The organism is Saccharothrix luteola (genome assembly GCF_020859565.1).
Lineage (GTDB): Bacteria > Actinomycetota > Actinomycetes > Mycobacteriales > Pseudonocardiaceae > Actinosynnema > Actinosynnema luteola.
Genome location: NZ_JAJHUO010000033.1, coordinates 40810 through 54916 on the forward strand (window position 1 = coordinate 40810; position 14107 = coordinate 54916).

Below are 14107 nucleotides of genomic sequence, written 5' to 3' on the forward strand. Positions count from 1 at the left end.
ACGTGCAAGGTCCCGTGCGGGGTTCTCAAGGGAGGTTCTTCTCCAGGGCGGCCACGTACGCCTTCATGAGGTGGTCGCGCATCCCGTCACTCGCCGGGGCGAACGGATCCGCGGCGAGCCCTCGGGCGCGGTCGAGCAGTTTGGACACCCGGGGCATGGAGTCGCGCACCTTGCCGGAGGAGTCGATGTAGCGCAGTTCCGCGACGTGGCGGAACACCGGCCCGGGCGGGACCTGGGCGACGATGTCGTTGTTGTTGACCACCCGGAACGTCCGTCCGGCCAGTGCCTGGTCGTAGGCCTTGGCCAAGGCGGTGTTGCACGTGCGGGGCTGCCCGAAGGTGTAGATGCCGTGCGCCGTCAGTTCCGGCTTCTCGAAGTGCAGCCACGCCGCGGCCAGCATCGCCAGCGCGCCGCCGAGGCTGTGCCCGGTGAACCACACCGTCTGCTCGGCATCGCGCAGTTCCTGGACGGCCGCGACCACGGACGGGCTCACCGCCCGCAACGCCTCGGCGAACCCGTAGTGGACCAGCCCCCGCTTCGCCGGTCCCGGCCACGGCGGGACGGTCGCGTCGGACAACCAGTCCCGCAACTGCAGTGGCTCGGTGCCGCGGAACGCGGTCACGATCATCGTCGGGCTCGCCATCGTGTACGCCTGGGTGTCGCTGAGCGCGAACGGCGGCTTGAACGTCGAGTGGTGGTGACGCACGCGGTCGAACCCCCACTCACCGGCGGTGGCCTCGATCTCTTCCCGGTCGCCGTAGGCCAGTTCGGCGGCTTTCGCCATGCAGTACGCCTGGCGTGCGTCGTACCCGGATGCCAGGTGGTTCAGCGTCGGTGCGGACATCGTCCATCCTCACGTAGGCGACACGTCAACGGTGGCCACGTCCCCGCCACACCACCTGTGCCTACCTCCGCCGCGGCCCACCGCGCCACCGGCCGCGCCAGGGTTCACCCGCCGGATGCGTGCCTCGATCCCGCGCGGGTGATCCCGCCGGGCCCGGTCATCGTGGGCGGACGCCGCGGAGGTTCGCGATCGAATTCATCCGCCGGTCGGAGTACCGGTTTATTCGGCCCGATGTGGGATCGACTCCTTTCCCTGTGACGTTGCATTGGCGGGGGCTTGAGAAAGGTCGAGCGGAGCTACCACCGGGGCTCCTGTCGTGGTTACCATTGGGCTCCGGCGCACTTAAGGGGGGAGTGTCATGGAAGGGATCGTGCAAATACCGGAATCGCATCGCGATCTGCTGGACGTGCAGACCGCGGCGCTGTCGACCATCGGGAGCGACGGTCGTCCGCAGGTCACCGCGACGTGGTTCATCTACGACGAGAACGAGGGGACGGTGAAGATGTGGCTGCTGGACCACCGGCAGAAGGTCAAGAACATGCGCGCCAACCCGCGGGTCACGTTGTTCATCCTGGACCCGCGCAACCAGTTCCGGGCCTTGGAGATCAGGGCCGACGCCGAACTGGCGGCCGACCCTGAGATGGTGCTGGAGCGGCAGGTCTCGCCGAAGTACTACTACCCCGACTTCCGCAGGTACGAGCCGAACGGCGAGACGCGGTCGGCGGTGACGCTGCACATCGTGAAGGTCAACGCCCTGGACGAGCCGCCGCCGGACTGGGAGGACGTCACCCCCAGGTGACCCGTCGGCCGGTCCGGCAGGAGAGTCCGTCACCGCCCGGCGCGCCGGATCACCACCGTCGGCGCGATCGGCCCGAGCAGGTGCAGCGCGGTGGACAGCCGGGGTAGGTGGTCGCCCGGCTCGCGGACCCACCGCACCGGGCCGTCCGCGGTCACGCTCGGTGGCAGCGGTAGGTACTGGCCGTTGTTCACCAGCCGCACGTGAGGCGGCAGCACGGGCGCGCCGGCGTCGGCGGTGTCGACCAGGAACGCCCACAGGTCGGCCGACAGCGCCAGCGCCGGCAGCGCCGCCTCGACCTGCCCGCCGACCCAGGCGCTCACCAGCAGACCGCCGATTCCGCGCCCGGTGGGCAGGTGCACGTTGCCGTCCGACAGCACCAGCGGCCAACGGCGGCCGATGGCCAGGCGTTCCACGGTCGCGTGCACCTGGTTGGCGTAACGGGTGGCGGCGCACGCCGCTGAGTTGTCCATGGATCCCCCATCCTCGGTGGAAGCCCTCGACAGGGGTTCGTCATCGGGGCCGGTTCGGTTCGACCACTCGATCAGGTGACTGGCGGGCAGTGTCCGGAGGCGCGGCCTAGCGTGGCCGCCGTGTCGGTGCGGCTGAGCGAGTCGATCATCACGCTGGTGCTGTTCGCGCTGCTGGTGCCGGTGGCGGTGCTGCCGTGGGTGCACTGGCAGTACCGGCGCCGCGGTCGGCTGCGCGGGTGGTCGGCGGTCGTGGCGGCGGCCAGTGCGTTGTACGGGTGCGCACTGGTGGCGTTCACGCTGTTCCCGCTGCCGGTCGTGACCGACGGGTTCTGCACGGGCCGGTCGCCGCGCGCCTACTGGCAGCCACGCCCGTTCGCGTCGCTGGACGACATCGCCGCCGCCGGCTACTCGCCGACGAGCCCCGCGTTCCTCCAGGTGGCGTTGAACGTGGCGTTGTTCGTGCCGCTGGGTTTCCTGCTGTGCTACCGGTTCCGGCGCGGTGCGGTGGTGGCGACCGCGATCGGGCTGCTGGTGTCGCTCGCCGTGGAGACGACGCAGGGCACGGCGGTGTTCGGCCTCTACCCGTGCCCGTACCGGGTCGCGGACGTGGACGACCTCATGACCAACACCGCGGGCACGCTCGCGGGGTGGCTGCTCGCGCGGTGGGTCGGGCGGCTGTTGCCCGCGGCCGTTCCGGAGCCCGTGGCCGACACCGGGCCGCCGGGTCTGGTGCGGCGGGGGTTGGCGTTCGCGGGCGACCTGCTCACCTTGTCGCTGGCGCAGTTCGCGTGCCGGGTGGTGCTCGTGCTCGTCGGCGAGGGGACCGGGACGTCCGGGCTGACCCGGCTCGCGGTCTCGGACTGGTTCTCCGCCGCGCTCGGCGTGCTGGTGCCGGTGATCGCCACGGTCGTCGTGCCGCTGCTGCGCGCCGACCGGGCCACGCCAGGCCAGGTGGCGTTCAACCTGGCCCTGGCCGACGCGCGCACGGGCGGCACGGCGCCGGCACGAGCGGTGTTGCTGCGGTTCGCGTTCTGGTGGCTGCCGGTCCTGCTGCTGATCTCCGCCGGGCACGGAGGGATCGTGTTCTTCGCCGCCGTCGTGGTCGGCCTCGCCGCCCGCTCCCGTGCCGACCGCCGCAGCCTCCTGGGCCTGATCTCGACCACCACCACAACCACGCGTGTCGAACGCTCAGGACAACCGTTGAAGAGCACGGCGACGGGCCCGTGAACCAACGATCGGCTCACGGGCCCGTCCCTCGCTCACGCCGGATCAGAACGCCTGGTTCGCGAAGCCCTTCCGGGCCGCCGCGGACAGGAACGACTGCCACGCCGCGCTGCTGGTGTGCGGGTCACCGGTGGTGCCCAGCCGCGACTTGGCGGTGGTGAACGCGCTCTGCGTCTTCGGGCCCCAGATGCCGTCCACCACCAGGCCGGAGCTCATGAAGTTGTTGCACAGCGCCTGCACGAACTTCGTGTCGCTCTCCGACCCCGTCACGCACCGCACCGGCAGGCCGCCGAAGTCGGAGTGGATGTGGTCCTCGTGGGCGGCGTTGTACCAGCCGTCCAGCGCGAACCGGAACCGACGACGGCACACCGCGTCCACCGCCAGGTAGCGGCGACGCGTGGCGAGCGTGCCCGAGGCGTGGTCGCGGTCCAGCGGCGACGACACCTGACCGCCGCTCCACCGCACGTGGTCGAGGTCCATCGCGGTGCCCGCGCCGTGCTCGCCGGGCTTGTTCACGTAGAAGCCCGCCGACACCAGGTACGTGATGCTGCCGTACGCCGACGACAGCGACCGCAGGTCCCGGATCCACAGCACCAGGGAGTCGTAGAACGCCTGCGTGGCCTGCCAGTTGCGCAACGTCGTGTTGCCGCGGCCGGACCGCCAGTAGTAGACGGGGGTGCCGTCGATCCGCTGGAACGTGATCATCGGGTCGCCTCCGCGGTGATCAGCCGGCCGCCGGTGAGCCAGCCGGAACGGGTACCCGCGACACCGAGCGCCTTCGCGTCCGCCGGCACGGCCGGACGGGTCCGGTCCGCGTCGAGCACGCCGGTGAGCGGGGTGGCGTCGACCATCTCGTTGCCGACCCAGTGCACGCGGCCGTCCACCGAGGCCAGGCCGCGCACGGCGACACCGTCCAGGCGGGGACGGGTCGTCCAGGTGACGCCGTCGCGCGAGGTGTGCAGGACCGTGCCGGAGACGTCGACGGCCGCCACGACCCAGCCGTCGGGCGTCGCGGCGACGGCGGTGGCCGACAGGTCGTCGGTCCACTCCAATCCCCGCACGGGCACGGTGTTCCAGCCCGACGCGGTGCGGCGGGCGGCGATGCGGACGACCGAAGCGCGCTCGTGCTTGAGCACCGAGCCGAACGCCAGGCCGCCGCCGACCGCGGTGAACTCCGAGCGCACGCCGTGCAGCCGGCGGGCCTCGCGCCACGTGACGGCGTCGGTGGACTCCCAGATCGTCGCGATCGGGTCGCCGCGCAGCGCGCCGACCGCGTGGAAGGTGGAGCCGTCACGGGAGACGTCGACCAGGTCCGCGCCGGCGAGGCCGGTGGTGATGCGCACCGAACCGCCTTCGTCGACGACGACCCACTGGCCGTCCTCCTCGGTCACCATGAGAGGGGTGCCGTCGGACGCGAGGAACACGCCCGCGGCTTTTCGGGGGTTGTCCGCGGCGCTCGACGCGGGTGCCGCAGCAGCCGCGTGGGCCGTCAGCGCGCTGGTGAGGGCCGCGGTGGCGGCGGCTCCCAGCACGAACGTTCGCCGATCGAGCACGTCAGTCCTTTCGAGGCAGGGGGAAGTGCTGACGTGGCACAGGGCCGGTTGGAAGTTTTCCAACCCACAAAGTATGGGTGACCCGCCGTTGCGGCAATGGCCCGTTCCGCCCAAAACGCTGCCGTCCGGCACGGAAAGCCGCCGGTCGGCGAGAACGGCTGGGGTACGATTCCCGGTGTTCGCGACTGGCGTGCCGAGGGTGGGAACGACCACCGGGGAGCGTTGAGCCGAGATGCACCGCGCGCCTGGGTGCTGCGGCAGCGCCCCCGCGCGCGTGGAGGTCGTCATGCACGAACCCGCGATCCCGTCGTTGACCGGAGCGGACCCCGAGGTCGCCCGCCTGGTCCAGGCCGAGGCACGCCGCCAGTTCGAGAAGGTCCGCCTGATCGCCTCGGAGAACTACGTCTCGACCGCCGTCCTCCAAGCCACCGGCTCCGTGCTGACCAACAAGTACTCCGAGGGCTACGCCGGCCGCCGCTACTACGAGGGCCAGCAGGTCGTCGACCCGGTCGAGGAACTGGCCGTCGGGCGGGCCAAGGCGCTGTTCGGCGTCGACCACGCCAACGTCCAGCCCTACTCGGGCTCACCGGCCAACCTCGCCGTCTACCTGGCGTTCCTCGCCCCCGGTGACACGGTCATGGGCATGGCCCTGCCCGCCGGCGGGCACCTCACCCACGGCTGGGGCGTCTCGGCCACCGGCAAGTGGTTCCGCAGCGTCCAGTACGGCGTGACCAAGGAGACCGGCGTGGTCGACCTGGACCAGGTCCGCGACCTGGCCCGCGCCGAACGCCCGAAGGTGATCTTCTGCGGCGGCACGGCCATTCCGCGCACCATCGACTTCCCCGCCTTCGCCGAGATCGCGAACGAGGTCGGCGCCGTCCTCGCGGCCGACATCGCGCACATCGCCGGCCTCGTCGCGGGCGGCGCGCACCCGTCACCGGTCGGGCACGCCCAGGTGATCACCACGACCACCCACAAGACGTTGCGCGGACCGCGCGGCGCGATGATCCTCACCGACGCCGAGCACGCCAAGGCGATCGACAAAGCCGTGTTCCCCGGCTTGCAGGGCGGGCCGCACAACCACACCACGGCGGCCATCGCGGTCGCGCTCGGCGAGGCTTCGGAGCCGTCGTTCGGCCTCTACGCGCACGCCGTCGTGCAGAACGCACGCGCGCTCGCCGCCGCACTGCTCGACCGCGGCTTCGACCTGGTCTCCGGCGGCACCGACAACCACCTGATCCTGGTCGACCTGACCAGCAAGGGCATCGGCGGCAAGCCCGCCGCCAAGGCCCTGGACCGGGCGGGCATCGAGGCCAACTACAACACCGTCCCGTTCGACCCGCGCAAGCCGTTCGACCCGTCCGGCGTCCGCCTCGGCACGGCCGCCATCACCACCCGCGGCCTCACCGAGGACCACATGCCGCAGGTCGCGGAGTGGATCGACCAGGCCGTCCGGGCGGCGGACGACCCGCAGGCGCTCGACCGCATCGCCGCCGAGGTCGCCGACCTGATGGCGGGCTACCCGATGCCCGGCTGGGCGTAGCGGACCACGTCGGCCAACCGCGCCACGTCCGCCCGGAACGTCTCGTGCCGGACCGTGACGTGGTCGGCGACGCGACCGGTTCCCGGCAGCTGGTCGACGGGCAGCACCGCCCCGTCGACCAGCACCGGGATCACCGGCACCGCGCGTTGCGCCGCGCGTTCCACCTCGGCGCGCATCAGGTCGGTCGGCGTCCAGTCCGGCCCGACCACGGCGAGCAGCACGTCGCACTCGCCGACGTCGCCCACCACCGACCGGCCGAAGTCGTCCAGCCGGTCCGCGATGCGCCCGGCGAGGTGCACGTCGTCCGGACGCCGGTAGCTGAGGAACAGCCGCGGCGCCGGGGACAGGTCGATGCCGGCCAGCGCGGCGAACGCCCGGTCGCGCACCTCGCCGGGGTCGACGCCGCACCGGGCCAGCACGTCGAGCGCCACGCCCTCGTCCTCCGCGAGCACGCCCAGCAGCAGGTGCTCGGTGCCGACGTGCCGGTGCCCCAACGCCAGCGACTCCCGCACGGCCGAGGCCAACGCCCGCTTCGCGCCCGGCGTGAACGGCAGGCGGCCGGGCACGGGCACGACACCCCGCCGCGACACCTCCAGCACCCGCGCCCGACACCCGGCCGGTGACACCCCGACCGACGCCAGCACCGACGCCGCCGCGCCGCCCTCGCCGACCAACCCGAGCAACAGGTGCTCGGTGCCGATGGCGGTGTGGGCGAACCCCCGGGCCTCCTGGAGGGCGATCACGGAGACCCGGCGCGCGCTCGCGGTGAACCGTTCCACACCAATTCCTTCGCCACCGGTCGACCAGCCCCGGGATCAGGCTGCCCTCAGTCCATCGCACCGAGTTTCCGGGTGTTACCGGAATTTGTCAGTAGCCGCGCGCCTGGCCTCGGTCATGGCATCGCTGCCGCCGTGCGCGGTGTGGGGGACGAGGATCAGCTCCGCGTCCGGCCACGCGTGCGCGAGGTCGAACGGGGTGCCGATCAGATTTCCCAGGTCGAGCGTTCCTTGAACGATCACGCCCGGGATGCCCGCGAGTTTCCACGCCTCCTCCAGCACGATCCCCTCGGGCAGCCACGACCCGTGCGCCCAGTAGTGCGTGACCAGCCGGGCGAACGCCAACCCGTGCTCCGGGTCCTCGAAGCGCAGCCCGCCGGTGGACAACGGCTGCAACGCGTCCTCCCACGTGCACCACTCCAGCGCCGCCCGGCGGTGCACGGCCGGATCCGGGTCCAGGAGCAGCTCCAGGTACCCGGCCGCCGGGTCGCCGGACGGCACCAGTTCGCGGAACCGGGCGTGGGCCTCGGGGAACATCGGCCCCAAGCCCGTGGTCAGCAGGTCGGTCTCCGCCCGGCGGCCGGTGGCCACGCCCGCGTGCACCATCTCCGACACCCGGTGCGGGAACCGTTCGGCGTACACGAGGCCGAGCACCGAGCCCCACGACGCCGCGAACACCAGCCACCGGTCGATGCCCAGGTGCTCGCGCAGCTTCTCCAAGTCGCCGATCAGGTGGTCGGTGGTGTTGGTGGACAGGTCCACGACCGGGTGGCCGGCGTGCGGTGTGCTCCGGCCGCAGCCGCGCTGGTCGAGCAGCACGACCCGGTACGCCGCCGGGTCGAAGTACTGCCGGGCGCGGGGCGTGCTGCCCGAGCCCGGTCCGCCGTGCAGCACCACGGCCGGTTTGCCGTCCGGGTTGCCGCACACCTCCCAGTACACGTGGTGCCCGTCGCCGACGTCGAGCATGCCGTGGTCGTACGGCTCGATCTCCGGGTACAGCACAGTGCCTCCCTCTGGATACAACAGTGCTGTTATATTAGTGCTTACAGAATCGGCGGGAACATCGACCGCACGTCCGCGCCGCCGACCCAGAGCCCGATTGCGAACGCGGTCGTCGCTTCCAGCAACTCGGCCCGCTCCAGCGGTCCGCCGTCCACCGGCACGCACCCGATCGATCGCACCAGCTCCCGCACGACGTCCAGCGCGTCGGCCGAATCCCCGCACAACGGCACCCCGAGCGGCCGTCCCTCGAACGTGAACGACGGCTGCCGCCACACGTCCACGTGGCAGAGGTTGAACGCCTTCACCACCCGCGCCTTCGAGGCGGCCGCGAGCCGTGCGGCGGCACGCGGCTCGTCCAGCACGAACCGGCCCGGTACCACCGAGTTGGTGCAGTCGATCACCACTCGGCCCGGCGCGTGCCCGAGCACCTCCGCCGCCACCGCCGCCGGCACGGCCAACAGCACCGCGTCCCCGAACGCCGCCGCGTCCGCCGGTGACCCCGCGACGGCTCCGATCCCGGCCGCCAACGCCTTCGAGCGCTCCGGTGACCGCCCGCCGATCACCACCTCGTGCCCCGCCTCGACCCAACGCCCACCCAGCGCGTCGGCCATCCCGCCCGACCCCAGCACACCGATCCGCACGATTTCCCCTTTGTCCGGAGTGATTGGCTTGAGCCGACGCTAAAGAGCCCGACGGGCACCAAATGGTGTCCACGACACAGGGGGCCGATCGTGGACTTCCTCGCCGACTGCCGCGCCAGGCAGGCGTTCGACCTGCTGGCCAACACCTGGAACCCGGTGGTGCTGCACGCGTTGCGGCACGGCCCGCGCCGGCCCGCCGAGCTGCGCCGCGTGATCGGCGGCATCCGGCCGAAGGTGCTCACGGAGACCGTGCGCCGGTTGGAGGGCGCCGGGCTGGTGGCCCGGACGGTGTGGCGCGACCGGGTCGAGTACGGGCTCACCGACCTCGGGCGCAGCCTGCTCGAGCCGATCGACGCGCTCGGCCGGTGGGCGCACGAGCGGGGTGACGAGGTCCGGCTTGACGGCTGAAGTTGACGGCTGAAGCAAAACGGTGTTTTATAACGTTGTTGTGTAACACTGTTCTACGAAGGTGGGTCGTGATGGGCGTGCGGGCCGGGTTCGAGAGCCTCGACCGGGAAGTCGTCGTCGACCTGGAGGTGCGCGGCGAACTGCCGCCGTGGCTGGCCGGCACGTTGGTGCGCAACGGTCCCGCCAAGTTCGAGACCGGCAAGGGGTCGTTCCGCCACTGGTTCGACGGCCTGGCGATGCTGCACCGCTTCGGCTTCGCCGACGGGGCCGTCACCTACCGCAACCGGTACCTGGACACGCCCAGCTTCCGCTCGGCGCGCGACGACGGCCACATCGCGTTCGGCGAGTTCGCCACCGACCCGTGCCGCTCGATCTTCAACCGCTTCTTCACCCGCCCCGCGCTGCGCCGCACGTCGAACGCCAACGTCAACGTGACGTCCGACGGCGACCGGGACTTCGCGCTCACCGAGACGCCCATCGCGGTGGAGTTCGACCGCGAGACCCTGGCGACCGTCGGCCTGGCCGACCACGGCGACGCGATCTCCGGTCACGTCACCACCGCGCACCCGCACCGGGCGCCGCTCACCGGCGACCTGGTCAACTACGTGCTGAAGTTCGGCAGGCGCAGCGTCTACCAGGTCTACCGGCAACGCGGCCCCGCCCGGGAGCTGATCGCCTCCCTGCCGGCCGATCGTCCGGGCTACCTGCACAGCTTCGCCGTCACCGAGCGGCACGTCGTGCTGGCCGTGTTCCCGTTCGTGGTCAACCCGCTGTCGTTGCTGCTGCGCGCCAGGCCGTTCATCGAGAACTACCGGTGGCGGCCGGAACTGGGCACCCGGTTCGTGGTGTTCGACCAGCGGGACGGCTCGGTGGTCGCCGACGAGCGCACGGACGCGTTCTTCGCGTTCCACCACATCAACGCCTACGACGAGGACGGCCGGGTCGTCGTGGACATCGCCGCGTACCCGGATTCCGCGGTGGTCGACGCGCTGTACCTGGACGAGGTGCGCGGTGAGGGGGAACTGCCGTCGGCGTTCCCGACGCGGTACGAGGTCGACCTCTCGGGTGGCGGTATCCGGTCGCGGCGGCTCGCGTCGGACTCGTTGGAGTTGCCCCGCATCGCGTACGGGTCGCACAACGGTCGTGCCTACCGGTACGCCTACGGCGTCGGCTCCCGCGACAACGGCACGCGCGACTTCCTCAACCAGCTGGTGAAGGTGGATGTCCTCAGTGGACGGACGAGTCGCTGGCACGAGCCCGGCCGCTACCCGGGCGAGCCGGTGTTCGTGCCCGCGCCCGGTGCGCGTGCCGAGGACGACGGTGTGCTGCTGTCAGTGGTGCTCGACGCCTCGGTCGGGCGGTCCGGTCTGCTGGTGCTCGACGCGGCCACGTTCACGGAGCTCGCGCGGGCCGACGTGCCGCACGCCATCCCGTTCGGCTTCCACGGTCAGTTCACGTCGGGTTGCGCCACGTCGCGCGGGGTCACGTCGCGTCGATCGTGAGCACGCAGCCGTCGGGGTCGACGACGGGGACGTCGGGCTCGTCGAACCAGAGGCCGTTGTCTCCGAGGTAGCGGAACCGGTGCGTGCCGGGGGAGAGGATCACGGTCACCGTGCGCGTGCCGTCGCGGCGGGGCAGCAGCTCGTGCACGCCGGGGGTCCAGTCGTTGAACGTGCCGACCACGCTCACCGGCCCGCGCGGCTGGTCGAGGGGCAGTGAGAAGGTCACGCGGCGCTTCGGGCCGAACAGGCGAGTGCTGTGGAGCATCGTTCTCCCTCGCGAGTCGATCTTGCCATGCCTTCGGGACCACCAGCGTCGCGGCGCGGTGGCAACCTTTCAAGCCGGCGCGCCTGTTCGAAGTGGACGGTCACCCATCGGTGTGACGTGAACGCGTGCTCCCTCCGCAGCCCTCGTCGTCCAACCGAACCCGCGCATTGTGGACCGGCATTGTGGAGCACGCCCGACAACCGCGCCCCTGACCGTCCTATCCGGAACCCTTGCAGCTCCTGAGGCGACGGACGCTCCAGCCGGGCACAATGGATCAATAGACGCCGCCACCCCAGCCGCCGTACCGGCCTCGGCGATCACCCCAACGGGCGAATGAAGTGTCAATGGGCACCTTGTCGAGCCCGACCCGCGTTCGGAACGTGAGGCCCGCGCGGCGTCGCTGCCGGTGAGTCGCGAGCAGCTCACTGCGCTCGTCGAGTTCGTGGACGCACCGGTGGCCTGGAGAGGTTGGCTTGGAGGGGTGTGACCGCACCCTGCGCCACACCCGGTCGTGGGTCGACGGCCAAGGGCGCGAGTGCCGGGGCCACGAGTGCGAGGCAGGGGAGTGAGTGGGGGAAGGAGGGGTGTTCACTCTTTTCCACTTCAACTTATAGCGCACAGGGGGGCTTGCGGCAAGACCCCGGGGGTGCCGCAGAATCGTCGGCCGTAGGGAATGAGCTGCGGTAACGGGGGTGTGGCATGGGTGGGGCCGGGGTTGGGGGACGGGTGGGAGAGCGGGATCACAAATGGTGCACGGGTTGCAAAGTTGCAGTCAGTGCAGGTTTTTCCTTACCCTGATCGAGTGACCACGCAGGCGGCCGAAGGGCTTCGTGACCGCAAGAAGCGGCAGACCCGCAGGGCTTTGGGGCGCGCGGCCGTCCGCCTGGTCGCCGAGCACGGCCTCGACCACGTGACCGTCGAGGACATCAGCGCCGCCGCCGACGTCTCGCCGCGCACGTTCTTCAACTACTTCGCCGGCAAGGAGGACGCCGTCCTCGGCCCCGACCCGGACGCCGGCCCACGCGTCCGCGCCCGCGTGCTCGCCCAACCGGCAGACCTGTCCGCCGCCGCGGCGGTGCGCGAGGCACTGCTGGCCGAGGTCGCGGCGGAGTTGGCGGACGACCGCGAGCTGTGGCTGCAACGGATGCGCGTGGTCCAGCAGCACCCGGTGCTGCTGGCCAGGCTGTTCTTCGGCGGCGAAGCCCTGGAACGCGACCTGGTCGCCGGCATCGCCGAACGGGTCGGCCTGCCCGCCGACGACACCTACCCGCTGCTGCTCGGCGCGGCGGCGGGCGCGGCGTTCCGGGTGGCGGTGGCCCGGTGGTCCAGCACCGACGCACCGCTGCACGACCTGCTCGCCGAAACGCTCGACCTGATCGCCGCGGGGCTCGCCGACCCGCCCCGGAGCCACGGCGGCTGAACCACCGCCGCAACCCCGCCGCACCACAGCCGAACCCACGCCCGGACACGACCGGACCACGGTTCTGCACCACCGCGTCACCTTCGAAGACAACACTGGGGGATCCGATGTCCACCGAAACCGGCACGACTTCGCGCCGGGACGTCGTGCAAGCGATGTCCGGCCTCATGCTGGGCATGTTCATGGCCATCCTCGCGTCGACCATCGTGTCGAACGCGTTGCCGCGCATCATCGCGGACCTGCACGGTTCGCAGTCCGTCTACACCTGGGTCGTCACGACCGAACTGCTGGCCATGACGGCGACCGTGCCGCTGTGGGGCAAGCTCGCCGACCTCTACAGCCGCAAGCTGCTGATCCAGCTCTCGCTCGGCCTGTTCGTGGTCGGCTCGCTCATCGCGGGCTTCGCCCCGAACGTCGAGGTGCTCATCGCGAGCCGCATCGTGCAGGGCCTCGGCGCGGGCGGCATGACGGCACTGGCCACGATCGTGATGGCGGCGATGATCCCGCCGCGCGAGATGGGCCGCTACGCCGGCATCTTCGGCGCCGTGTTCGGCGTCGGCACGGTCGCGGGCCCCCTCATCGGCGGCGTCATGGTGGACACCTCGTGGCTGGGCTGGCGCTGGTGCTTCTTCATCGGCGTCCCGTTCACCCTCGCCTCGATCTTCCTGCTCCAGCGCACGCTGCACCTGCCGGTCGTGCGCAAGGAGGTCAAGATCGACTACCTGGGCGCGGTGCTGATCGTCGGCGGTGTCTCCACGCTGCTGGTGTGGTCGACGCTGGCGGGCCACCAGTTCGAGTGGGCCTCGGCCTGGACCGCGCTGCTCGTGACGGTCGGCGTGGTGCTGCTGGGCCTGGCCGTGTGGGTCGAGTCGCGGGCGGCCGACCCGATCGTGCCGCTGACGATCTTCGCCAACCGCACGGTGGCGCTGACCACGTTGGCCAGCGCGCTGGTCGGTGTCGCGATGTTCGGCGGGACGGTGTTCCTGTCGCAGTACTTCCAGATCGGCATGGGCAAGACGCCCACGCAGGCGGGCCTGATGAGCCTGCCGATGATCTTCGGCCTGCTGGTGTCGTCGACCGTCGCCGGTCAGCTGATCACCAAGTGGGGCAAGTGGAAGGCGTTCTTGGTCGCCGGTGGCGTGATCATGGTCGGCGGGATGCTGCTACTGGCCACGATCGACGCGAACACCAGCGTGTTCGTGGTCAGCGTGCACATGGCCGTGCTGGGCATCGGCGTCGGCATGCTCATGCAGAACCTGGTGCTGGCCGCGCAGAACGACGTGCCCGCCCGCGACCTCGGCAGCACGACGTCGACCCTCACGTTCTTCCGCAGCCTCGGCGGCGCGATCGGCGTGAGCGCGCTGGGCGCGGTGCTGGCGAACCGGGTGACCGCGTTGAGCGAGGAGAAGTTCGGCCCGGCGCCCACCGGCGGCGAGGCGACGGTGCCCGACCTGGCGCTGCTGCCGGAGCCGGTGCGGGTGATCGTGCGCGAGATCTACGCCACGGCCACCGCCGAGCTGTTCCTGATCGGCGCTCCGATCGCCGTGCTGGCGCTGGTGGCGGTGCTGTTCATCAAGGAGAAGCCGCTCAAGACGCTCAGCGGTGACGAGCGGTTGGCGGCGGAGATGGCCGCCGGCCACTGACGGGCCACTCGCGACCA

At 71.3% G+C, this 14107-nt stretch carries 15 protein-coding genes and 1 riboswitch; of the genes, 7 read left to right on the forward strand and 8 right to left on the reverse strand.

Going from position 1 to position 14107, the window contains the following annotated elements:
• Positions 1–25: 25 nt before the first annotated feature.
• The gene (locus LNK82_RS37385) at positions 26–844 is read right to left on the reverse strand and encodes a lipase family protein (RefSeq protein ID WP_230571574.1); all 819 of its coding nucleotides are present in this window, start codon (positions 842–844) and stop codon (positions 26–28) included.
• Between the two features lie 358 nt (positions 845–1202).
• Here LNK82_RS37385 and LNK82_RS37390 point away from each other — a divergent pair, with 358 nt between their 5' ends.
• On the forward strand, positions 1203–1643 hold the full coding sequence (locus tag LNK82_RS37390) for a TIGR03618 family F420-dependent PPOX class oxidoreductase (RefSeq protein WP_230571575.1): 441 nt from the start codon (positions 1203–1205) through the stop codon (positions 1641–1643).
• 29 nt (positions 1644–1672) lie between these two features.
• Here LNK82_RS37390 and LNK82_RS37395 read toward each other — a convergent pair whose 3' ends face one another.
• Positions 1673–2113, reverse strand: coding sequence for a hypothetical protein (locus tag LNK82_RS37395; RefSeq protein WP_230571576.1), 441 nt, complete (start codon positions 2111–2113; stop codon positions 1673–1675).
• Between the two features lie 120 nt (positions 2114–2233).
• On the opposite strand from LNK82_RS37395, the gene LNK82_RS37400 reads away from it, so the two are divergent.
• Positions 2234–3340: a VanZ family protein gene (locus LNK82_RS37400; protein ID WP_230571577.1), complete on the forward strand. Its 1107-nt coding sequence runs from the start codon at positions 2234–2236 to the stop codon at positions 3338–3340.
• A 42-nt stretch (positions 3341–3382) separates the two neighbouring features.
• Here the strand turns inward: LNK82_RS37400 and LNK82_RS37405 are convergent, their stop codons facing one another.
• Positions 3383–4042 carry an extensin family protein gene (locus LNK82_RS37405; RefSeq protein ID WP_230571578.1) on the reverse strand — a complete coding sequence of 220 codons (660 nt, stop codon included), beginning with the start codon at positions 4040–4042 and terminating at the stop codon, positions 3383–3385.
• Positions 4039–4890: a hypothetical protein gene (locus tag LNK82_RS37410; protein WP_230571579.1), complete on the reverse strand. Its 852-nt coding sequence runs from the start codon at positions 4888–4890 to the stop codon at positions 4039–4041. The genes LNK82_RS37405 and LNK82_RS37410 overlap by 4 nt, the downstream gene beginning before the upstream one ends.
• A gap of 171 nt (positions 4891–5061) precedes the next feature.
• Positions 5062–5148, forward strand: a riboswitch (ZMP/ZTP riboswitch).
• A 28-nt stretch (positions 5149–5176) separates the two neighbouring features.
• On the opposite strand from LNK82_RS37410, the gene glyA reads away from it, so the two are divergent.
• Positions 5177–6433 carry a serine hydroxymethyltransferase gene (glyA, locus tag LNK82_RS37415; protein ID WP_230571580.1) on the forward strand — a complete coding sequence of 419 codons (1257 nt, stop codon included), beginning with the start codon at positions 5177–5179 and terminating at the stop codon, positions 6431–6433.
• Here glyA and LNK82_RS37420 read toward each other — a convergent pair.
• The 3 genes from LNK82_RS37420 to LNK82_RS37430 form a co-directional block, all read right to left on the reverse strand.
• Positions 6409–7212, reverse strand: a complete 804-nt coding sequence (locus LNK82_RS37420) for a Clp protease N-terminal domain-containing protein (protein ID WP_230571581.1) — start codon at positions 7210–7212, stop codon at positions 6409–6411. The two genes, glyA and LNK82_RS37420, sit on opposite strands and share 25 nt — an antisense overlap.
• A gap of 75 nt (positions 7213–7287) precedes the next feature.
• On the reverse strand, positions 7288–8211 hold the full coding sequence (pip, locus tag LNK82_RS37425) for a prolyl aminopeptidase (protein WP_230571582.1): 924 nt from the start codon (positions 8209–8211) through the stop codon (positions 7288–7290).
• Positions 8212–8252: 41 nt separating this feature from the next.
• Positions 8253–8852: an NADPH-dependent F420 reductase gene (locus LNK82_RS37430; RefSeq protein WP_230571583.1), complete on the reverse strand. Its 600-nt coding sequence runs from the start codon at positions 8850–8852 to the stop codon at positions 8253–8255.
• A gap of 90 nt (positions 8853–8942) precedes the next feature.
• Here LNK82_RS37430 and LNK82_RS37435 point away from each other — a divergent pair, with 90 nt between their 5' ends.
• On the forward strand, positions 8943–9260 hold the full coding sequence (locus LNK82_RS37435) for a winged helix-turn-helix transcriptional regulator (RefSeq protein ID WP_372470747.1): 318 nt from the start codon (positions 8943–8945) through the stop codon (positions 9258–9260).
• A 71-nt stretch (positions 9261–9331) separates the two neighbouring features.
• A complete protein-coding gene (locus LNK82_RS37440; RefSeq protein ID WP_230571584.1) occupies positions 9332–10762 on the forward strand; it encodes a carotenoid oxygenase family protein in 1431 nt (476 codons plus the stop codon).
• On the opposite strand, the gene LNK82_RS37445 is transcribed toward LNK82_RS37440, so the two are convergent.
• Positions 10743–11027: an early set domain-containing protein gene (locus tag LNK82_RS37445; RefSeq protein WP_230571585.1), complete on the reverse strand. Its 285-nt coding sequence runs from the start codon at positions 11025–11027 to the stop codon at positions 10743–10745. The two genes, LNK82_RS37440 and LNK82_RS37445, sit on opposite strands and share 20 nt — an antisense overlap.
• An 802-nt stretch (positions 11028–11829) precedes the next feature.
• On the opposite strand from LNK82_RS37445, the gene LNK82_RS37450 reads away from it, so the two are divergent.
• Both LNK82_RS37450 and LNK82_RS37455 read left to right on the forward strand, forming a co-directional pair.
• Entirely contained in the window at positions 11830–12447 is a 618-nt protein-coding gene (locus LNK82_RS37450) for a TetR/AcrR family transcriptional regulator (RefSeq protein WP_230571586.1), read from the forward strand.
• Positions 12448–12554: 107 nt separating this feature from the next.
• Positions 12555–14090, forward strand: a complete 1536-nt coding sequence (locus LNK82_RS37455) for an MDR family MFS transporter (protein WP_230571587.1) — start codon at positions 12555–12557, stop codon at positions 14088–14090.
• Positions 14091–14107 lie beyond the last annotated feature (17 nt).